16 protein-coding genes are annotated in these 21539 nt (G+C 41.6%); 5 read left to right on the top strand and 11 right to left on the bottom strand.

From position 1 onward, the window contains the following. Window positions 1-110: 110 nt before the first annotated feature. Window positions 111-989: an AraC family transcriptional regulator gene (locus DW036_RS21990; RefSeq protein WP_118466197.1), complete on the top strand. Its 879-nt coding sequence runs from the start codon at window positions 111-113 to the stop codon at window positions 987-989. A gap of 90 nt (window positions 990-1079) precedes the next feature. On the opposite strand, the gene DW036_RS21985 is transcribed toward DW036_RS21990, so the two are convergent. Both DW036_RS21985 and ahcY read right to left on the bottom strand, forming a co-directional pair. Further along, the gene (locus DW036_RS21985) at window positions 1080-3593 is read right to left on the bottom strand and encodes a YfhO family protein (RefSeq protein WP_118466196.1); all 2514 of its coding nucleotides are present in this window, start codon (window positions 3591-3593) and stop codon (window positions 1080-1082) included. A gap of 109 nt (window positions 3594-3702) precedes the next feature. After that, window positions 3703-5121 carry an adenosylhomocysteinase gene (ahcY, locus tag DW036_RS21980; RefSeq protein ID WP_187374662.1) on the bottom strand — a complete coding sequence of 473 codons (1419 nt, stop codon included), beginning with the start codon at window positions 5119-5121 and terminating at the stop codon, window positions 3703-3705. A gap of 171 nt (window positions 5122-5292) precedes the next feature. Here ahcY and DW036_RS21975 point away from each other — a divergent pair, with 171 nt between their 5' ends. Next, window positions 5293-6465: a PAS domain-containing sensor histidine kinase gene (locus DW036_RS21975; protein ID WP_118466255.1), complete on the top strand. Its 1173-nt coding sequence runs from the start codon at window positions 5293-5295 to the stop codon at window positions 6463-6465. 75 nt (window positions 6466-6540) lie between these two features. On the opposite strand, the gene DW036_RS21970 is transcribed toward DW036_RS21975, so the two are convergent. From DW036_RS21970 to DW036_RS26110, 4 genes are all read right to left on the bottom strand, one after another. After that, window positions 6541-8187, bottom strand: coding sequence for an AMP-binding protein (locus DW036_RS21970; RefSeq protein ID WP_118466194.1), 1647 nt, complete (start codon window positions 8185-8187; stop codon window positions 6541-6543). A 110-nt stretch (window positions 8188-8297) separates the two neighbouring features. Further along, window positions 8298-8873, bottom strand: a complete 576-nt coding sequence (locus DW036_RS21965) for a helix-turn-helix domain-containing protein (protein WP_022391605.1) — start codon at window positions 8871-8873, stop codon at window positions 8298-8300. A 119-nt stretch (window positions 8874-8992) separates the two neighbouring features. Further along, complete coding sequence (locus DW036_RS21960) at window positions 8993-11347, bottom strand: outer membrane beta-barrel protein (protein WP_118466193.1); 2355 nt, start codon at window positions 11345-11347, stop codon at window positions 8993-8995. An 811-nt stretch (window positions 11348-12158) separates the two neighbouring features. Then, window positions 12159-12386 carry an outer membrane beta-barrel protein gene (locus tag DW036_RS26110; protein ID WP_233560519.1) on the bottom strand — a complete coding sequence of 76 codons (228 nt, stop codon included), beginning with the start codon at window positions 12384-12386 and terminating at the stop codon, window positions 12159-12161. Here DW036_RS26110 and DW036_RS26105 point away from each other — a divergent pair. Then, on the top strand, window positions 12324-12524 hold the full coding sequence (locus tag DW036_RS26105) for a hypothetical protein (protein WP_233560511.1): 201 nt from the start codon (window positions 12324-12326) through the stop codon (window positions 12522-12524). The genes DW036_RS26110 and DW036_RS26105 overlap by 63 nt on opposite strands. 106 nt (window positions 12525-12630) lie before the next feature. Here the strand turns inward: DW036_RS26105 and rpsO are convergent, their stop codons facing one another. After that, window positions 12631-12900 carry a 30S ribosomal protein S15 gene (gene rpsO / locus DW036_RS21950; protein ID WP_009132440.1) on the bottom strand — a complete coding sequence of 90 codons (270 nt, stop codon included), beginning with the start codon at window positions 12898-12900 and terminating at the stop codon, window positions 12631-12633. Between the two features lie 157 nt (window positions 12901-13057). Between rpsO and typA the strand changes: the two genes are divergently transcribed. Then, the gene (typA, locus tag DW036_RS21945; protein ID WP_118466192.1) at window positions 13058-14857 is read left to right on the top strand and encodes a translational GTPase TypA; all 1800 of its coding nucleotides are present in this window, start codon (window positions 13058-13060) and stop codon (window positions 14855-14857) included. An 84-nt stretch (window positions 14858-14941) separates the two neighbouring features. Here typA and DW036_RS21940 read toward each other — a convergent pair whose 3' ends face one another. From DW036_RS21940 to pckA, 3 genes are all read right to left on the bottom strand, one after another. Next, complete coding sequence (locus DW036_RS21940; protein WP_118466191.1) at window positions 14942-15589, bottom strand: nitroreductase family protein; 648 nt, start codon at window positions 15587-15589, stop codon at window positions 14942-14944. An 84-nt stretch (window positions 15590-15673) separates the two neighbouring features. After that, entirely contained in the window at window positions 15674-16978 is a 1305-nt protein-coding gene (locus tag DW036_RS21935) for a DNA mismatch repair protein MutS (protein ID WP_118466190.1), read from the bottom strand. A gap of 135 nt (window positions 16979-17113) precedes the next feature. Then, complete coding sequence (pckA, locus tag DW036_RS21930; protein ID WP_118466189.1) at window positions 17114-18721, bottom strand: phosphoenolpyruvate carboxykinase (ATP); 1608 nt, start codon at window positions 18719-18721, stop codon at window positions 17114-17116. 285 nt (window positions 18722-19006) lie between these two features. On the opposite strand from pckA, the gene upp reads away from it, so the two are divergent. Next, complete coding sequence (gene upp, locus DW036_RS21925; RefSeq protein WP_118466188.1) at window positions 19007-19660, top strand: uracil phosphoribosyltransferase; 654 nt, start codon at window positions 19007-19009, stop codon at window positions 19658-19660. 75 nt (window positions 19661-19735) lie between these two features. Here upp and DW036_RS21920 read toward each other — a convergent pair whose 3' ends face one another. After that, a complete protein-coding gene (locus DW036_RS21920; protein ID WP_233560510.1) occupies window positions 19736-21514 on the bottom strand; it encodes a LuxR C-terminal-related transcriptional regulator in 1779 nt (592 codons plus the stop codon). Between the last annotated feature and the right edge of the window lie 25 nt (window positions 21515-21539).

Below are 21539 nucleotides of genomic sequence, written 5' to 3'. Positions count from 1 at the left end.
TGTATAATCTTATTATATTTATGGTTGTAAATGCTTGAATATGCTGGCTGAACAAGGATTCATGTAAAATACTATGATATATATGTAAAATACCACCAAAATCAAATACCATGGAAAAGGTTGCAGAAGGTTTTAAAGGAGAGAAGGCTATCGTTACACCTTATAATATACGTAACCTTCAACGAGAGAATAATATTACAAAACAATTATTTGTCAGTCACATTGGATACTATCCTCATGCAGAGCATCATTTCAGGGAAAGGGAAAGGGGAACTAACGAGAATGTCTTTATATATTGTGAGAGTGGCTGCGGTTGGGTTAGTTACAAAGGTGAAAAGTACATCCTGACTAAAAATCAGGCTTTTATATTACCGGCTAATGAGCAACATGCATATGGAGCAGACGAAGTGAATCCCTGGAGTATCTATTGGCTGCATTTCTGTGGCGAGGGTGTGGCTATGTTCTCCTCTATAATAGGTAAGACTATATCTTTGGAGGAGTCGGATAAGAGCCGTTATAATGATCGCTTTCAACTATTTGAAGAAATGTATCAGAATCTGGAAATGGGATATAGTCCTGAAAACCTGGAATATGTTAGCTTTTGCCTGATGCATTTTCTGGCTTCTTTGAAGTATATTAATCAGTTCAGAGAAATAAAGAAGGTGAGAGAAACGGATTTTGTACAGAAGAGCATTTCTTTTATGAAAGAGAATATGGAGAATAAGATTACGCTGGAGGATATAGCTCAGTATGTGGGCTATTCCGCATCTCATTTCAGTGCATTGTTTTCGGAGAGAACTTCTTATGCTCCAATGGAATATTATAACCAATTAAAAATTCAACGGGCTTGTTCGTTCTTGCAGTTCTCCGATCTAAAGATCAAAGAGATTGCTTTCCGTTTAGGGTATTACGATCAATTCCATTTCTCAAAAGCTTTTAATAAAGAGATGGAAATTACTCCCAAAGAATATAGGAGGAGATATAAATAACTTCAGATATAATGTGAAATACCCCCTAAAAGTTTACTACAGACTTTTAGGGGGTATTTTGTAATAAAGAGAAATTAATTTTGTTAAACTTTAGCTTTTGGGAGAGCTTAGCCTCTTTCTATATACAATCACCATTATCATAATACCTATCACCATCAGAGCCAATGCTGCATAAGCGATGCCTTCCGTTACATGCAGGCTATTCGGATCGAAGCGCATTTCAATGGTGTGCTTTCCGGCAGGTACATACATGGAGCGCAAGATATAGTCTGCACGGGCAATGTCGGCAGGTTCTCCGTCGATGGTAGCTATCCAGCCATCCGGATAATAGATTTCGGAGAATACGACTACACCATCTTTTGAATTATTTGTTTCATAAACCAGACGGTTCGGTTCGTAACTTGTCAGAAGCACGCTGGAAAGACTGTCTTTATGAGCGGTGGTAACACCTTTCAGAATATCTTTGAAGCGTGCATCTACTACGGCAGTTTCCGTTGGCAGTATAGTATTCAATGCATCTATTTCCTGATTTGCATTATCCACATATTCCACTTTTTCTACGAACCATGCATTGCCGTAAGCATATGGGTTCTCGATAGGCACTGTCTGTCCTTGTCCTGTAGGGAAGATAAAATACTTCGTATTCAGCATGTTCAGGACACGAAATTTGGAAGCATCCACGCTGTCCATTTCTCCGCCTGCGGTGGCAATAACTCGATAGGTAGCTTGCATTTCAGGATAAATGTGCCGTTCGACCATTTCCTGATAACGACGCAATTTGGCAGCATGATATCCGCCTACACTTTTGTGCCAGTAGGAAGTATTATTTTCGTTGAATGCATCTCCGGAGAGATTCAGTACACGGTAGTTCGGGTCAGTATCCTGCAGGATGATTTCGTCAGCTTTCGTTTTTTTGAAAGTATCAACTTGGGTAGAACGTGGAACGAATTGGTCATCGTGCAGATAACGCTTGTTAACTCCCCACATATCTGCCACGCAAAGAATGGCAATACCTGCAATAATATAGGGTTTCTTTAATTTCCCGCTATAGTAAAGCCACAACAATGCACAACCAATTACGATAATAATAAAGCTACGCAGTGCATCGGCACTAACCATTGCAGCACGCATTTCCGCCATATTAGAGAGGATGCCGGACAACTCGTTTGCAGGAATCATTTGCTGATTGACCGCATTCTGTAGCATTTGTGCTTCCTTTGCAGGGATGAAAGTCGAACTGAAAGCTCCGGGAATAATGGCTAATATCAAGGCTACACCGGCAGTAAGTGCCAAGCTGACACCTATAAACTTCATCTTCTTCTTGAGTATTTCTGGTTCATCCAGAATCTTTTTCAGCGCAAAGATAGCTAGTAGTGGAATTGTAAATTCTGCAATAACGAGAATGGACGATACGGCACGGAACTTACTATACATAGGTATATAGTCAATGAAGAAATCAGTCAGTGGCATGAAGTTCTTACCCCATGAAAGAACAATGGAGAAGAATGTAGCTCCGACTAATGCCCATTTCAATGGACCTTTAACTATAAAACAACCCAAGATGAAAAGGAAGAGTACAAAAGCACCTACATATACAGGACCTGAGGTCATCGGCTGGTCACCAAAGTATTGGGGTAATTGCTGGTATAGTCCGGAATAGGTTGGATTGGCTTTTTCCATGGCTGTCTCATTCAAGATGAGAGGTACGGAAGCACCACCTTTAAAGTTAGGCACTAACAAGGTCCAGGTTTCACCGATACCATAACTCCATTGGGTGATGTAGTCACGGTCCAGCCCACTACTGGTTTGTTTGGCTGCATCGCCGGTTTCTACAAGCTCGCTTTTACCACGCATGGTTTCCTTGCTGTACTGGTAAGTGTGATACAGGTTCGACAGATTGACGGATACACCAATCAATGCAGCTACTACAAGCACACCACTGGCCTTAAAGAATTGTGGCAAGGTCTTGTTACGCCATGCATCTTCAAAATAGGCTCCTGCAATGAAGAGGATGACGAACAGGAAGTAATAACTCATCTGTACGTGGTTCGACAGAATTTGCAGGGCAATGAACAATGCTGTAACGATGCCTCCTGCCAGATATTTACCCCGGTATGCCAGTACGATACCTGCTATCGTGGGCGGTATATACGCCAGTGTGATAAACTTCCAGATGTGTCCGGCAGATATCAGAATGAAGAAGTAGGACGAGAATGCCCACATTAATCCGCCTAACCCTGCCAGCCATGTAGGTATACCGAATGCACGCAGCAGGATGAAGAAGCCCAGCATCAGGATAAACGTCAGGTTGACATATGTGGGTAAAAACAGTCGGTACACCTTCTGCACCCATGTCAGCGGTTGGGTTGAATCGTAGCTGGGGGCTATCTGATAAGTCGGCATACCACCGAATAGGGAGTTAGTCCAGCGCGTATACTCACCAGTTTCCTGGCGATACAGGCTCGCTTCTTGTCCGGCACCTGCACCGGCAGCCGTGTCATGTTGGAAAAGAATGCGGTCTTCTATATCCGCCGGAAAGAAGTAGGCGAATGAAAGTACTGCAAACGTAAGGATGACCAGGAGGTCAGGGAGGAGTTTTTTCATAAAAACAGAGTTTTTATGAAGTTGAGAGTTGAGAGTTGAGAGTTGAGAGTACTATGCAGCATTATAGCGCAGCTAACTCTCAACTCTCAACTCTCAACTCTCAACTTCGTTAATAACGATAGTGTTCGGCCTTATACGGTCCGTCTACAGTTACACCGATATAGGCAGCTTGCTCGGGAGTCAGCTTCGTCAGTTTTACACCGATTTTCTCAAGGTGCAGACGTGCTACTTCTTCATCAAGATGCTTAGGCAAGCGGTAAACACCGGTTTCATATTTCTTGTTGAACAACTCGATCTGAGCCAATGTCTGGTTGGTGAATGAGTTGCTCATTACGAATGACGGATGCCCGGTAGCGCAACCCAAGTTCACCAAACGACCATCGGCTAATAGAATAATGCTGTGTTCGTCGGGGAAATAATAGCGGTCTACCTGCGGCTTGATGTTAACACATTTGATACCGGGATAATGCTTAAGAGCATCCACCTGGATCTCATTGTCGAAGTGACCGATGTTGCAGACAATTGCCTGGTCTTTCATCTTCTCCATGTGATCAATGCGAATGATGTCGATATTACCTGTTGTAGTAACAAAGATATTGCCTTGTGTACAAGCTTCTTCCATAGTTACTACCTCGAATCCTTCCATTGCAGCTTGCAGGGCGCAGATCGGGTCTACTTCCGTAACCAGTACACGGGCACCGTATGAACGCATGGAATGTGAACATCCCTTACCTACATCGCCATAACCGCAAACCACTACTACTTTACCGGCAATCATTACGTCTGTGGCACGTTTGATACCATCGGCTAAAGATTCGCGGCAACCGTAAAGATTGTCGAATTTAGATTTCGTCACTGAGTCATTCACATTGAATGCCGGGAACAGCAATTTTCCCTCTTCCTGCATCTGATACAGACGGTGTACACCTGTCGTAGTTTCTTCTGAAACGCCACGCATTTCGGCAGCTACACGATGCCAGCGGGTAGGATCTGCAGCCAATACACACTTCAGGATAGCATTCAGTTCTATTTCATCTTCTGCATGAACTTCTTTATCCAGAATAGAAGCGGTACTTTCGGCTTCGTACCCTACGTGTATCATCATGGTAGCGTCACCACCATCGTCAACGATTACCGTAGGTCCTTTGCCACCAGGGAAGTTCAACGCCTGAAGCGTACACCACCAGTAATCAGTCAGTGTTTCACCTTTCCAGGCAAATACGGGAACGCCACTTGCAGCGATAGCAGCAGCAGCATGGTCTTGAGTCGAATATATGTTACATGAGCACCAGCGTACTTCGGCACCCAGTGCCACGAGGGTTTCAATCAGTACCGCCGTCTGGATGGTCATGTGCAGGGAACCCATGATACGAGCACCTTTCAACGGTTTTGTTTCTCCATACTTTTCGCGAAGAGCCATAAGGCCGGGCATTTCTTGTTCTGCCAGATCGATTTCCTTGCGACCGAAGTCGGCAAGCGTAATGTCTGCCACCTTGTAGGGCAGAGTAGAGAATAATTCTTTAGACATATTAATCAATGATTTAAAATAAAAAGTGATGCAAAGATAGAACATTCTGATTAGTAGGGCAAAAGCTATTGGTTTTTTTTAAATAAAAGCTCGCAATATATGTTGATATAATTGAAAAGAATAGTATATTTGCTTCCCGAAAATAACACTCAGCAACATATCTACCTTGAAATGAGGGACTATAAGGATAAAACAAAAGAAGAACTACTGGAGATAATCCGGAATTTGGAAGGGCAACTGGAAAGTCGTTCTCTTCCGGAACTCCCATGCCAGGATGAAGATTCGGATCGTTTCCGTAAGCAATATGGTAAAGAAATACTGGAAGCTATCCCTGATATGTTGACCGTTTTTGATTATAATCTGGATTATATAGAACTACTGTCCTCTCCTGATACCAATCATGTGGAAGGCTTGTCCGGTGAGGATAAGTCTCATCCTAATCTGAAAGATATAGTACCGGAATCAGAATACCGCAAAATCCGTGCGAATATGGAGAAAGTGGTGCGTACCGGTTGTCCCAGTATAGGAGAACATTCATTGCAGTTTGAAGGGGAGACGCATCATTATGAAAATCTGGTATGTCCTTTGGGAGATAAATATTTGTTGTGCATGTGCCGGGATGTGACGAGCCGGGTGAATGCGCAGCGTGAACTGGCTGCTGCCCGTGTGAAAGCCGAAGAGTCCGACCGGTTGAAGTCTGCATTTCTTGCCAATATGAGTCATGAAATTCGTACGCCGCTGAATGCGATTGTTGGATTTTCAAGATTGGTTATTGATCCGGGGCACGAAGGAGACAAAGAGGATTATTGTAATATTATCGAGAAGAATTCGGAACTGTTGTTGTGCCTGTTTAATGATATTCTGGATTTGTCTGAAATGGAATCAGGTACTTTGCAATTTATCCGCGAGAAGGTCAGTCTTTATCATGCTTGTGTTGAAGAATATGAGAGTCACCGGTTGAAAGTGAACGAAGGTGTGACATTGATACTGGATGATGTGGATGAGAAGTTGTGTGTGATGGGAGACAGGATGCGTATTATGCAGGTTTTGATGAATCTGTTGAGCAATGCTGTTAAATTTACTCCTACAGGGGAAATACATTTCGGCTATCAGTTGCGGGGAAATATTGTACAATTCTATGTAAAAGATACAGGTATCGGTATTCCTGCTAACCGGGTGGCAAAGATTTTCGAACGTTTCGGCAAGATTAATAATTTTGCACAAGGCACCGGGCTGGGGCTGACTGTTTCCCGTATGTTGGTGGAACGAATGGGTGGACGCATTTGGGTACGTTCTGGCGTGGGAATAGGAACGACGTTCTACTTTACACTACCGCTGGGGTAATTGAAAACTGCGAAATTAAGTATAAGAAACAGGCAGCACAATTATGTTGCAGCCTGTTTCGTCATATTTAATTCTTTAGATTATCTCAATTCCTTGTTCTTTGCAAAGTTGTAATCCTACATCTTTCAACTTGAATTTCTGTATCTTACCACTTCCCGTCATTGGGAATTCGTCAATGAAGAATACATATTTCGGTATCTTGTAACGCGAGATCTTGCCTGTGCAGAAGTCGCGTACATCCGATTCGTGTATATCTGCTCCTTCTTTTAGGATGATGAAAGCGCCTACTTCTTCACCGTATTTCTTCGATGGAATGCCGGCAACTTGTACGTCCTTCACGCCTTCCAGTTTATAGAGGAATTCTTCTATTTCACGCGGGTAGATATTCTCACCACCACGAATAATCATATCTTTGATACGTCCTGTAATGCGATAGTTACCATTTTCATCTTTTACTCCGAGGTCTCCGGAATGGAGGAAGCCGTTCTTATCGATGACTTCGGCCGTAGCTTGCGGATTCTTGTAGTACCCCTTCATGTTGTTATATCCCCGGTTACACATTTCACCTTGTACACCTACCGGACATTCTTCTCCGGTTTCGGGATCGATCACCATGACTTCTGTGTGTTCAAAATCATGCCCTACGGTATTGCAACGTACATCGAACGGATCGTCAATACGTGAGGCGGTCATACCGGGTGACGTTTCAGTCAGACCGTATACACTGGTCACCTTCATGTACATTTTCTCTTCTACCTGTTTCATTAATTCTACGGGACAAAGAGAACCGGCCATGATGCCGGTGCGCAGGCTGGACATATCGAACATGTCGAACATGGGATGATGCAGCTCGGCAATGAACATGGTGGGGACACCGTACAGAGCCGTGCAGCGTTCCTTATGTATGGAAGCAAGCACTACCAGCGGGTTGAAGCGCTCTACCATGACTTCCGTGCAACCGTGCGTCAGGCAGTTCATTGTGGCAAGCACTACACCGAAACAGTGGAACAGAGGTACACAGACACATAGTTTGTCATCGGCTGTGAACTTCATGTGTTCTCCCGTCAGATAACCATTATTGGTAATGTTATAGTGGGTGAGCATAACTCCTTTCGGAAAACCGGTTGTACCTGATGTATATTGCATATTTACCACATCGTGGCAGGTTACCTGGTTTTTCAGATTGTTCAGACGTTCGTCTTCCACATTATTACCCAGCAACAGGATTTCGGATGTATTATACATGCCGCGATGTTTCTCTTGTCCTACATAAACGACGTTGCGCATGTGTGGGAAACGTTGGCTCTTCAGATGTCCACGTTCGCAGTTTTTCAATTCCGGCAGCATGGTATATGTCATTTGCACGAAGTCGCTGTCTTTTTCACCATTCACAATGCAAAGGGTGTGCATATCCGAGTTTTCGCACAAGTATTCCAGCTCGGCTTGTTTGTAGTTGGTGTTTACGGTTACATAAACGGCACCGATTTTGGCGCAGGCATACAGAAGGGTAAGCCAGTCGGGTACATTGGCAGCCCATATACCTACATGTGTGCCGCGTTCTACGCCAATAGAGATTAGTCCTTTCGCCATGTCGTCTACCCGGCGGTTGAACTGGCTCCAGGTGAAGCGCAGGTTACGGTCGGAATAAACAATATATTCTTTATCGGGCGTAGTCTCTGCCCAGTGCTCCAGCCATTGGCCGAGTGTTCTTTCGTATAACATGAAAAATAATGATTAGGTGTTTAGTGATAAGTGATTAGTACTGGGATAATTAGTGTCAGGTTAGTGATAAGTATTGCGCTTATCACTAACCTGACACTAATCATTTATCACTAAATGGGTGTATAGATTACTGCAAGAATTTTTGCCGCTTTGCCTTCGTAAGCATGTACGTGGTGCGGAACAATGGAGTCATAATAGATGCTGTCTCCTTCTTCAAGCAAGTATGTGTTTTTGCCATAACTGATTTCCATAATACCTTCCATAACCATAATAAACTCTTCACCTTCGTGTGAGGAGAGTACAAAGTCACTGTCTTCCGTGGCAGCCACGTCAATGATGAACGGTTCCATGTGACGGTCGGCCTTTGCTTTGGACAGGGAATGGTATTCCATGTGCTTGCGGCTTTGGATAGCGTTGTTGGAGAAACTGATGGTGTCTTTGGCTTCCGTCTTGCGGCAGATAGCCGGACCGGTTTCATCCTGATCGTCAAGGAAAGTCCCCAGTCGTACGCCTAGAACACGTGCTATTTTGATAAGTGGAGCCAGTGATGGCAAGTCGATGTTTTTCTCAATGCGTTCAATCTGTTCCACGGCTAAACCGGAACGTTCGGCCAGTTGCTCAATGCTGATTGACTGGCTTTCACGGAGCGACTTAATCTTTTCTCCGACAATCTTGCTTGTATCCATAATTGATAATGTTTTTCGCCTATTAGGTTATAAATTGTATTGTTAAACTGCAAAAATAAAACAAACTTTTACTTGTTGCAACAATCCGTGCGGAAAAAAAGAAGCTTTTATTGATTTTATCAGTTTACGATTCTATTGATTTCTTCTGCATTTGCTTTATTCTTCTGGAATACATTCTTGAAGTTATTCAAATTATATTTAATGGAAACCATTATACTCTGGCTATCAGGGTCTAAAAGTTTCTGTGACCAGACATTGTTGATATGGGTGGTGGAATTGGCTTGTGATTTGTGCAGAATGTCATTAGCGGAAATAACAATCTGCAATCGGTTATCTTTAAAGAATGTTTTCATGATTCCTAATGTAAGATTACAGGCGGATTTCATTTGGGTACCGAGTGAATGGTATTTTGATGACAGACTGCAATTGCAAAAGAGCATGGTTTGTCTGTATATATCAAACTGATTGACAGTGGACAGACTGAAGTGCGGATATAGATTACTGTTTTCTTTGCCCAGATAGGGAAGTTTGGTAACATCATACATGATAGAACCATTATAAGAAAAACGGTATATACCCCATTTATCCGAATAATTGGTTGTTAATAAATAATAGGATGCGTTTACGTTTATCGGAGTGTTTACAAGACTACCTTCTACCTGTGGATTCGTCTGGAATACATACATTGAAAGATTCTTTTTGTGGGTATAACTCGCTTCAATGGAAAATTTACGGTGTAGGATAAGAGCTAAATATGCGTTATGTGAATTCATCAGCTTTAGTTTCGGATTTCCTTTTTCGTATAGCATGGCGTTGATGTAGCGGATAATTGGAGATAACTGGCTGAAACTTGGGCGGCTGCTTTTATTCTCGTATCCGCCTGTTATAATAAGATTGGGATTGATTGTATATTCACATTCTATTGTCGGGTATAAAGTGAATCTTTTTTTGCTGTACAACTCTTCTCCGTCCTGATTATAATCGGAATTGATATATTCGCCACGTATACCTGCTGATACATAGAGTTTGTTGAACTGATGGCTGAGTGTTAAATAGCCGGCAAGCATACCGTCTTTCAGCAAGGTCTTGTTCTTGTAGAAGAAATTACCATCGGACGGATTATATGATTCCGAACTGCCGGAATTGCGGGTACTGACAAACTTTCCGCCTATTTGCAGTTCATAATCAGAGAATATGTTTCTCGTATAGTTGGCTTCCAGGGTTGTTACATGGTAATCGTTGTTTCCGCCAATCTGGTTTAGTTCTATCTTATCCGTATTTACAAGATTACTGAGATCGTCTTTGGAGTAAATATATCCGCCGGTCAATGAAAGAGATTCTCCTTGTGTACCTTTGTGAATAAACATTGCTTCGATATTGTGTAACTGGCTTTTATTCTTTATACTTTGGTCAGTGGTATGGGCAATAGTTTCTTTGTTCAGTGATGTAGCTTCATCCGTATTTGCATAATTGCGACTGTTGTCGAAATCCAATATGTATTGAACATTCAGAGTGTTTTGGGGATTAAACTTATAGTTGCTACTCATAATAAGATTGTGGATGTTTGAGTGTCCAGTAGCGCGATTGTCCGAACTGTTATTGCTAATCAGATTGTTTGTTGCAGGGTCATAGAGTTCGTATCTATTGTTTGCTTTGTCTTTAGATCGGTAATCTTTGATTTGGTAAGAAAGGAAATGCGACCATTTTCCATGCAGTATATTTATATTTGCTCCTTCTCTGTCACTGTATTTGCGGGCAAATGTAGAAGTATGGAAAAGCTGAGTGGAAACATAATCCTTTAGTTTGCCGATTGTTGTGATAAGAATGACACTGTTACATTGTGAACTGTATTCGGCAGAGGGGTGATTGTCTACGCTGACCTCTTTTATCTGATCAGGTTGCAACACTTCCAGCTCGGAAAGTGAGCGCACTTCACGTCCGTTCAATATAATTAGCGGAATACCTTTTCCGATGACGGAGATGCCATTGGCAGATGATAAAACACCTGGAAGGAATGAGAGTACATCGAATACTGTTGCTTGCTTTTTTAACTCAGACTTGTTTACGTGTAAAACATATTTTCCTTTGTTCACCGATAACGGATTCTGCTTGGCTTTGATAATGATTTCGTTTAATGTGACATTATCTTGCTTCAGTGTTATGTCTCCTAAGTTTATACTTTTTTTGTTAGATACTTGCAGCTCCATTGGATGTGGCTGATATCCTACAGCTGAGATTCTGAGTCTGTAGTTGCCTTGTGGAATGTCGTTAATGTGGAAGATTCCGTGTTCATCACTTATGGCTCCGGCAATCAGAGCGGAGTCTTTAGTTTGATATACTGCAACATTGATATAGGATAAGGCATCTTGGTTCTCGTCAATGATTCTTCCTTTCAATGATTGTGCACGAAGAGGGTAGGTCAGACAGGAAGAGCAGAATAAACATAAGATAAAAGAAAAGATTTTAGAATTCATGTTTGTACTTTTTAGAATTATGTAGTGCAAATCTATGCGTATTTTTAGGGAGAGGAGATAGTAAGTTATTACTGAAATATTATAGGTTCAATAATACCTGCCTTACGTGTACTTAAACTATATGTCGACGAGCCCTTACCTTATTATCTTTTTGACATTTTGTATTTTTTATCTGCTGAGAATGCCTTATATTCGTCCGGTAACTCATAAATACAAAAGCATTCAAATTAAAATCAGCAAGAGTCAGATTATTAGATTGATATCGAAATACTTACATTTTATTTAGATTGAAATGTCCTTTGAAATATGCACTTATAGGTGCGGAATCTGACGCAAATAAGTGCGTTGCTTGTAAGAAGCAAGTCTTTCACTCGTAAGAAGCAAGTCTTTCACCTGTAAGAAGCAAGTCTTTCACCCACAAGAAGCAACTCTTTTCTGCATAAGAAGTATAGATAAGTGAAAGAATATGCAGATATGGTGTATCCTTATTCTTTATCTATTCATAAAATATTCTGGATTGTGCCTTTTGAAAAAGGCGCCTGTCGCTGAAATGATAAAAATGGAATCATTTTGGTGATGAAGTTATCGTATATATGTGATTATGATACTAATTATTTCTGTGCAGGAACAACTTTCATCTTTAATTCGTCTTGCATAGAAGATATGGTTGTTGTGTGACATCTCTTTTATAGTCTTTCCATGTCCTTGTCCGATACATGCTTTCCTTTGTAGGCTTTGCTATTGGAATTAATGCGGTAGCTGACGGTCAGTGACAGTCGGCGTGAATCGGGACGCGTCCGTTTACTGTATGTCAATTTGGGGGGGCGAACAGCATGAAGGGATATTGGTAACTGATGCTGAATTGCAGCCAGCGGTATAAAGTGCTCAGTTGCAGATTGTGGTAAGTTGCGGGCGTCAGAAGCGGGTTGCCGACTTCATAAATGAAACGGTTGTTATAACTCATGGAACTATGTAGTTGGAAGAAGGAAAGCCGGTTATTCTTTACCGTATAGCTGAGGCTGGCTTCTCCCTTTCCGATAGGGAAGTCTATGGAGAAATTGGGATACCAGTCATTGTAAGTACGGCTTTGTTCCGGAATGTATTGGGGTGGAAGTCGGGGCGTACGGTAAAACTCGTAGGCGGTTCCGATATCTACAAAGTGTATCTTTTATACTAAATATGTCTTCCATGGAAGGCATATTTACCTGACGGATAGTAAGCAAACAAAAAAGGGAAGCTTTTTGACGGCTTCCCTTTTTAATGCTTTTGCTGCAAGTAACGGATTACTTACGCAGACCGAGCTCTTTAACGATGGCACGATATCTTGTGATGTCGCGATCCTTCAGGTAGTTCAGCAACGCACGGCGTTTTCCTACCAACATTGTCAAGGCTCTTTCAGTACTATAATCTTTTCTGTTGAGCTTAAGGTGCTCAGTCAGGTGGGAAATACGGTATGAAAACAAAGCTATCTGGGCCTCAGCTGAGCCAGTATCAGTGTTAGACTTTCCGTACTTGCCAAAGATCTCTTGCTTTTTAGCAGCGTCTAAATACATAACTTTTAATTAAATTGATATATAAATGTTCTTTTACGAGGCTGCAAAGATAGAGATAATCTTTTATACTGCAATGGTATTCAATGAAATTTTTCTCTTGCTGCAACTATATCTAATGCAAAATTCGTACCTTTGCACCCAAATATATAGGTATTGTATGCAAAATATTAGAAACATTGCAATCATTGCCCATGTTGACCATGGGAAAACGACGCTTGTCGATAAGATGCTCTTGGCGGGAAATCTGTTCCGCAGCAACCAGAGCACAGGTGAATTAATGCTGGATAACAACGACTTGGAACGTGAACGAGGGATAACGATCCTTTCTAAAAACGTTTCTATCAATTACAAAGGAACAAAAATCAATATCATTGATACTCCGGGACACAGTGACTTCGGAGGTGAGGTGGAACGTGTATTGAACATGGCGGACGGATGTATCCTGTTGGTGGATGCCTTTGAAGGTCCGATGCCTCAGACACGTTTCGTGTTGCAGAAAGCTTTGCAGATCGGTCTGAAACCCATCGTTGTAGTGAATAAGGTGGATAAACCGAACTGTCGCCCGGAAGAGGTATATGAAATGGTGTTCGACCTGATGTTCAGTTTGGAAGCTACGGAAGATCAGTTGGATTTCCCCGTCATCTACGGTTCTGCAAAGAACAACTGGATGAGTACGGACTGGAAGACTCCTACTGATAATATCTTCGCATTGCTGGACTGTATTGTAGAGAATATACCGGCTCCCACGCAGTTGGAAGGTACTCCGCAGATGCTTGTAACTTCTCTGGATTATTCTTCTTATACCGGACGTATTGCCGTAGGTCGTGTACATCGTGGTACGCTTAAAGAAGGGATGAATGTATCTCTGGCTAAGCGTGACGGAAGTTTTGCGAAATCAAAAATTAAGGAACTGCATACATTCGAAGGCATGGGACGTGCGAAGGTATCGGAAGTTTCTTCCGGTGATATCTGTGCATTGGTAGGTATCGAAGGCTTTGAGATCGGAGATACGGTTTGTGATTTTGAAAATCCGGAAGCATTGCCGCCAATCGCTATTGATGAGCCGACCATGAGTATGCTGTTTGCTATCAACGACTCTCCTTTCTTTGGTCGCGATGGTAAGTTTGTTACTTCTCGTCATATCCATGACCGCTTGATGAAGGAATTGGATAAGAACCTTGCCTTACGCGTACGTAAAAGTGAGGAAGATGGTAAATGGGTAGTTTCCGGTCGTGGTGTACTTCATCTTTCTGTGTTGATTGAGACCATGCGCCGCGAGGGTTATGAACTTCAGGTAGGACAGCCGCAGGTTATCTTCAAGGAGATTGACGGTGTGAAATGTGAGCCGATTGAAGAACTGACTGTGAATGTACCCGAAGAATATGCCAGCAAGATTATTGATATGGTAACCCGCCGTAAGGGCGAGATGGTGAAGATGGAAAGTGCAGGCGAACGTGTGAACTTGGAATTCAATATGCCTTCACGTGGTATCATTGGTCTGCGTACGAATGTACTGACTGCTTCTGCCGGTGAAGCTATCATGGCACACCGTTTTAAAGAATACCAACCGCATAAGGGAGATATCGAACGTCGTACCAACGGCTCCATGATTGCCATGGAAACAGGAACGGCTTTTGCTTATGCCATTGATAAATTGCAGGATCGTGGTAAGTTCTTTATCTTCCCGCAGGAAGATGTGTATGCCGGACAGGTGGTAGGTGAACACTCTCACGATAACGACTTGGTAATCAACGTTACGAAATCCAAGAAGTTGACGAATATGCGTGCTTCCGGTTCGGATGATAAAGTTCGTCTGATTCCACCCGTACAGTTCTCACTGGAAGAGGCTTTGGAATATATCAAGGAAGATGAGTACGTAGAGGTTACGCCAAAGGCGATGCGTATGCGTAAAGTGATTTTGGACGAGATAGAACGTAAGCGTGCGAATAAGAGCTAAAGTTGTTTGTAAATAGATAGAAAAGGAGTGCTTCACTGTAATGGTGGCACTCCTTTTCATTTATACGTTACTTGCAGGAAATGATTAATCTATAAATCTGATCTTTTCTGCATTTCTCGGTTTTGCAGCAGGAGTTTCATTCGGATAACCGAATGCGATACAATAGAGCAATTGATATCCTTCGGGAATATCCAGTCTCTTCAGATATTCGGCTGCTTCCGGTGTGGAGTTTATAAATCGTGTCGGTCCGCCCAGGCAACAGGAACCTATACCCATGGACCAGGCTGAAAGAATCATATTTTCACCCAGCAGGCCACAGTCTATTTGTGACAGGTCATAAGACTTGTCATTGGCAATAAACACTACGGTAGAGGCATTGCGGAACATATTCTTGAAATTAGGATCTTCCGTTGCTTTAGGATTTTGCTTTTTGTAAACTTCAGTAATACCGTTGATGAACTCCGGATTATCCACTACCCGTATTTCCCAGGATTGTTTGTTTTGTCCGTTAGGAGCATTGATACCGCAGTTCAGTATAATCTGCATAGTATCACGGTTTACCGCTTGCGGTTTGTACTTGCGAATACTGCGGCGTGACATCATGTTTTCAATCACCGCATTCTCTTTACTTTCATTTCCACATGTGGCTTCATTCTCTTTTTGTACTTGCGTACCGCATCCGCAGAGCAACAACAGGCTGACGCCTGCCAACATCAATTTGATACTTTTCATATTGCTTTGTTCAATATTGGTTTCCGCAAAGCTAACAAAAAAAGCGTAGTAATGAAGTAGTTACTTGGAAAAAAGAACCTTTATTTATATTAAACCTTCCAGTTCCTTTCTTACCAGCCAATACCCAACTTGTGCTTCAGATATGCCTTCAAGCAGTTGGTAAGGACATATGAATTGATCATTCTCAATTTTTGAATCCATATAATAGAAACAGCATGTATTATCTTTCTCGAAATGTTTGGCATATTCCAGAATGTGAGTCGATATGAGGAATAAACAATGCGGATATTTCCTGAGCAATTCATTCACGGCAATAGAGGCTTCAAAAGCATCCTGTGCATTTGTTCCGCGGAACATTTCATCCAGTATTATCAGGCATCGTTTACCGGATTTTGCTTTTTGAAGTACTTCTTTTATCCGCAGAATCTCCGCCATAAAGTGACTCCTGCCATCGCGCAGGGAGTCTGGAAGATTGATGGAGGTGTAGATTCCATCAAATACAGGGCAGGTCATTGAACGGGCGGGAACCGGCAATCCGCAGTGTGCCAGCCATACAGCGATGGTAATGGCTTTGAGAGTAGTTGATTTGCCAGCCATGTTGGAACCTGTAAGAATACATATATTACCGTTCGTCATCTTCCAGTCATTATTCCGTCCGCCTTCGGTAAATGGATGTACAAAGCCGGTGATGGACAAATCCATTACTTCCGTCATCTCCGGGCGACAGCAGAAACCTTTGCTGACTGCTATGCGGTGTGCAGTACGGCATACATCCAGTATATAGATATGCGAAAGCAGCCCTCTGATCAGTTCTAAGTGGATACAGCGGAACAGATAATCGTATTTATCGATGATATAGCTGGAAGGGGATTTTTCTTTTTTATAGAGTTCAACTACTTCTTTCAGCTCGCTGTTATATATCGTGTATTGAATGCTCTGTGCCAGTTCTTTCAGAAGTAAAGGGGCATTTTCCGGGAGATTTATTCGTAATGATTCCAGTTGATTTAATAATCGGATAGTCAAAGTAACACCTCGTTTAATAACATAGCGTTGAGCATCATGTCTTAATAAACGGTCGAATGCTGAAGTTAGCGAAACTAAAATATTAGGTCTTCTGATCTGATCGCGGTATTCCAAATAATATTCGATGAAGTCGAGTTCTTCTTCATCTAAGGGAAGTCCGGGTAATTCCTGCCAGGCAATTGCTTCTTGTCTCTTTTGTATGGCGGATATGTCATTTAAGGGAGAGGTAATCCAGTCTAACATCAGACGTTTTCCGTTCTTGGTCTCTGTTGCAGAAAATAAGGAGTAGAGAGGATATTCGTCGTATATTCCTTCTACAATGCTTAGATCAGCCTGCGTTTGCTTGTCGGTATCCAGATAAGTCATATTCCCAATATTATGGTGTTGCGCAAAATTAGGAAATTATTCATGAAGAACAAATGAAACGGATAAAAACAAAAAAGCGACTCTTGATACCAAGAGCCGCTTTCGCATATTATATCTAAACTGGTTTTATTCAGATTAGAGCTTCGGACCAGCAGCAACCAGTGCTTTACCAGCTTCGTTACCTGTGAACTTAGCAAAGTTCTTGATGAAACGACCAGCCAGGTCTTTTGCTTTTTCTTCCCACTGACAAGCACATTCGTAAGTGTCGCGAGGATCAAGGATCTTCGGATCAACGTTCGGCAATTCAGTCGGAACGACGAAATCGAAGAAAGGAATAACCTTAGTAGGAGCCTTGTCGATAGAACCGTCAAGGATAGCGTCGATGATACCACGAGTATCTTTGATAGAGATACGCTTGCCGCTACCATTCCAGCCAGTGTTTACCAAGTATGCCTTAGCACCTACCTTATTCATCTTCTTAACCAGTTCTTCTGCATATTTAGTCGGGTGCAATGACAAGAAAGCAGCACCGAAGCAAGCAGAGAATGTCGGAGTCGGTTCTGTGATACCACGTTCTGTACCGGCCAACTTAGCGGTGAAACCAGACAGGAAGTAGTACTGAGCTTGTTCCGGGTTCAGGATAGATACCGGAGGCAATACACCGAAGGCGTCAGCTGACAGGAAGATTACCTGGTGAGCGTGAGGACCTTTAGATACCGGCTTAACGATGTTGTTGATGTGATAGATAGGATAAGAAACACGAGTGTTTTCTGTAACGCTCTTATCAGTGAAGTCAATCTTACCATCAGCAGCAACAGTTACGTTTTCCAACAGAGCGTCACGTTTGATAGCATTGTAGATATCGGGTTCGCTGTCTTTATCCAAGTTGATAACTTTAGCGTAGCAACCACCTTCGTAGTTGAATACGCCTTCGTCATCCCATCCGTGTTCGTCATCACCGATCAGCAGACGTTTCGGGTCAGTGGACAAGGTAGTCTTACCTGTACCAGACAGACCGAAGAAGATAGCAGAGTCAGTACCTTCCATGTTAGTGTTGGCAGAGCAGTGCATAGAAGCGATGCCACGCAGCGGGTTCAGATAGTTCATGATAGAGAACATACCTTTCTTCATTTCACCACCGTACCAAGTATTCAGGATAACTTGTTCGTTAGTCTTCAGGTTGAATACAGTAGCTGTTTCAGAGTTCAGACCCAGTTCCTTGTAGTTGTCAACCTTAGCTTTAGAAGCGTTGAAAGAAACGAAGTCAGGTTCACCGTAGTTAGCAAGTTCTTCAGCTGTAGGGCGGATGAACATGTTAGTTACGAAGTGAGCTTGCCAAGCAACCTCCATAATGAAACGTACTTTCAAGCGAGTAGCAGGGTTAGCACCGCAGAAAGTATCAACAACGAACAGACGTTTGCCGCTCAATTCCTTTACAGCCTTAGCTTTCAAGTCAGCCCAAGCTTCTTCAGAGCAAGGTTTGTTGTCGTTTTTGTATTCGTCAGAAGTCCACCATACAGTGTTTTCACTGGCTTCATTCTTAACGAAGAATTTATCTTTAGGAGAACGACCGGTATAAATACCTGTCATAACATTTACAGCACCCAGTTCAGTTACCTGACCTTTTTCAAAACCTTCCAAACCTGGTTTGGTTTCTTCTGCGAACAGTACATCATAAGACGGATTGTGGATGATTTCCTTCACGTCTTTGATACCGTACTTGCTTAAATCTAAATTTGCCATTTCTTTTAATGATTTAAAATTTGGTATTTGGTTTATTAATCTCTTGCTAATATCTTTTTACCTTCTCTTTTTCAAGGGGGAAATTGGTGTGAATTGGGTTATATTTCAAACAGCCCCTTGTTTTTCGCGTACAAAAGTAGTATTTTCTTTCGAAACAAACACCTGATTAGAGAAATTTTTCTTTAATGAGAAATCTTTTATAACTCCATAACAATATCTGCAAACTGAATGTTGCAAATTGCGCAAGAAATCGTTTACTTTGCGCATATAAATTCAAATCACATCATGAAAATTATTAATTTTGCCGAGACAAATTCCATCCTGAACCAGTATGTTGCCGAGATCCGGGATGTACAAGTACAAAGCGACCGCCTTCGCTTCCGCCGAAACATTGAACGCATAGGGGAAATTATGGCGTATGAAATGAGTAAGGAGTTCGCCTATTCTCAGAAGAATATCCAGACTCCGCTGGGAATAGCGCCCGTGCAGACCCCGGATAACCAACTGGTATTAAGCACTATCCTGCGTGCGGGACTACCTTTCCATCAAGGCTTTCTAAGCTATTTTGACGGTGCGGAGAATGCTTTTGTTTCCGCTTACCGAAAGTATAAGGATACGCTGAAGTTTGATATTCATATAGAATATATTGCTTCTCCACGTATTGACGGAAAGACGTTAATTATTACGGATCCTATGCTGGCAACAGGTAGTAGCATGGAACTGAGCTATCAGGCTATGCTGACGAAAGGGCATCCGTCAGAGATACATGTCGCTTCCATTATTGCCAGCCGTCAGGCGGTAGAACACATTGCTGAAACATTCCCTGAAGACAAGACTACAATATGGTGTGCTGCCATTGACCCGGAGATAAACGAACATTCATATATCGTTCCGGGGTTGGGGGATGCAGGAGATCTGGCATTCGGCGAAAAAGAATAGATATTATCAAGCTGCTTACTGCCAATCTTCAGAAATTGGTGGTAAGCAGAATGAATAAAACAAATAAAATAGAAATTAGATATCCCGCAGATAGTTTTCCAGTGTAACATCTTGTCCGAGTTGCATCTTCTTACGGATTCTGTATCGGCCTGTATTTATTGTTTCCGGTAAAACGGAAAGCATCTGTGCAATTTGTTTTGTTTCCATACCAGTGCGTATATATGCACATAAACGTAGTTCATTTTCCGATAAATTGGGATGAATGGAACATAATTTCTTAAAGAAATCGGGATGTACTTCTTCAAAATGATGTTTGAAAAACATCCATTCGTCTTCTGTATCCAAGTGTGATTTAATTTGTTGTTTTAGTGTTCTTCCTCCTGGCGTAGACAGTTCTTTACTACCTTCCAGTTCCTCTATTTGTTTTAATAAACCTTTTAGAACCCGATTCTTTTCAATAGAGATCATGGAGTTGGATGTCAATTCCCTGTTTTTTAGATCTAACTCCATATGATATTTTTCATTTTGTAATTGTTGGCGTTGAAGGCGTTCGTTTAGTTCGCGATTTTCTGCTTCTTTCAGTTGCTTGGCAATCTTTTCCTTCTTTCGTGACAACCAGAATATATAACCAATAATGCAGCAAATCATTAAACCTATTAAGAAGCTGGCTATAGTTAATTTTTTATGGAGTTCGATACGCTCGGAAGCTTCATGCAATTCATTCTCATATTGTTCGATTGCCATTTTCATTTCATACTGATTGATTTCATTTGATTTGGCATATCCGGTTGTTTCTTCTTTATATTGCAAATACTGTTTTAGGTACTGATAAGCACTGTCGGGTAAGTTTTTCCTATCATATATTTCTGCAAGGCCATATAAAGTGTGAATGGCTGAAAAGGCATCCTTGTTGGCTTCAGCAGAATGGCGTGCTTTTTGAAAATAAAAAAGAGCAGAGTCTTTCTCATTCTTATAAATGTATAATGCTCCCATATTAATGAGAGTATAAGTTTGTGATGTCTTATTTGTGATTTTTTGAGCGGTTTTATATGCTTCGCGCGCGTACTTTTCTTTATCAGGCAGAGTTTGTGAAACAAAATAGAGTGAGGTCAGCACATCGGTTCTGAAAGGAAGGTCTTCTTGCGCTATTTTCTCATCAAGTAAAGCAGTCAATATCTCTATGCCTTTTTGTGGGTGTCCAAGATGATATTGACTAATTCCTATATTGTGTCGATTCTTAATTTCATCATCAATGAATCCACCTTTCTTGAATATTTCGTCGGCTTGCAGATAATATTTATATCCTTCTTGGTATTCTCCGATTCTTCTCATAATCGAACCTATATTGAGATATGTATAACCAAGACTATATAAATCATCTATGGATTTAAAGTAATTTTCTTGTCTCTTAAATGTGCGATAAGCTTGTGGGTATTTGTTATGTTTTGCCAAAAGCATTCCCTTAACGAAGAAAATACGGGCGTGATCATAAGTGTAATTAACGGAATCTACTTTTTCTAATGCTTCTTCTATAAGGGTTTCTGTTTCTTCGGTATTTGTTTCAAATTTCAGCCAGGCATCCCAATATAAGGCACGCGCTTGCAGGTTTCTATTGTTTTTTAGATTTGCTATCTGGTACATGCGTGTGACAAGTGGATAAAACTGCATTCGTTCATTATTCTTATAGTCCACCAGCTCGAGTTGCTTTCCTAAAGAGTCAAAAGAAGCATCGATAGGTTTCCATCGATATGAATTACTTCCTAAAACAGATTGTTGTAATAAGAATATACATAAATATATTAAAAACGCATTTTTCATGCTACAAAGATAACAAAAAAGGGTTTTGTACATCATTTGTCTATTCGGTTTTTTTCGATGA

Origin of the sequence: Bacteroides sp. AF39-11AC, assembly GCF_003474285.1 — a bacterium.
Classification (GTDB): domain Bacteria; phylum Bacteroidota; class Bacteroidia; order Bacteroidales; family Bacteroidaceae; genus Bacteroides.
Note: the sequence above shows the minus strand (reverse complement) of the source record. Positions and strands in the feature narration are given on the sequence as shown.

Excerpts from the sequence above, each read along its gene's own strand:
- rpsO (WP_009132440.1), bottom strand. The coding sequence starts at position 12,900 with ATGTATTTAGACGCTGCTAAAAAGCAAGAGATCTTTGGCAAGTACGGA.
- DW036_RS21940 (WP_118466191.1), bottom strand. The coding sequence starts at position 15,589 with ATGAAAAGTATCAAATTGATGTTGGCAGGCGTCAGCCTGTTGTTGCTC.
- DW036_RS21985 (WP_118466196.1), bottom strand. The coding sequence starts at position 3,593 with ATGAAAAAACTCCTCCCTGACCTCCTGGTCATCCTTACGTTTGCAGTA.
- DW036_RS21975 (WP_118466255.1), top strand. The coding sequence starts at position 5,293 with ATGAGGGACTATAAGGATAAAACAAAAGAAGAACTACTGGAGATAATC.
- DW036_RS21965 (WP_022391605.1), bottom strand. The coding sequence starts at position 8,873 with ATGGATACAAGCAAGATTGTCGGAGAAAAGATTAAGTCGCTCCGTGAA.
- DW036_RS21960 (WP_118466193.1), bottom strand. The coding sequence starts at position 11,347 with ATGAATTCTAAAATCTTTTCTTTTATCTTATGTTTATTCTGCTCTTCC.
- pckA (WP_118466189.1), bottom strand. The coding sequence starts at position 18,721 with ATGGCAAATTTAGATTTAAGCAAGTACGGTATCAAAGACGTGAAGGAA.
- DW036_RS21970 (WP_118466194.1), bottom strand. The coding sequence starts at position 8,187 with ATGTTATACGAAAGAACACTCGGCCAATGGCTGGAGCACTGGGCAGAG.
- DW036_RS21990 (WP_118466197.1), top strand. The coding sequence starts at position 111 with ATGGAAAAGGTTGCAGAAGGTTTTAAAGGAGAGAAGGCTATCGTTACA.
- DW036_RS21935 (WP_118466190.1), bottom strand. The coding sequence starts at position 16,978 with ATGACTTATCTGGATACCGACAAGCAAACGCAGGCTGATCTAAGCATT.
- upp (WP_118466188.1), top strand. The coding sequence starts at position 19,007 with ATGAAAATTATTAATTTTGCCGAGACAAATTCCATCCTGAACCAGTAT.
- DW036_RS21920 (WP_233560510.1), bottom strand. The coding sequence starts at position 21,514 with ATGATGTACAAAACCCTTTTTTGTTATCTTTGTAGCATGAAAAATGCG.
- ahcY (WP_187374662.1), bottom strand. The coding sequence starts at position 5,121 with ATGTCTAAAGAATTATTCTCTACTCTGCCCTACAAGGTGGCAGACATT.
- typA (WP_118466192.1), top strand. The coding sequence starts at position 13,058 with ATGCAAAATATTAGAAACATTGCAATCATTGCCCATGTTGACCATGGG.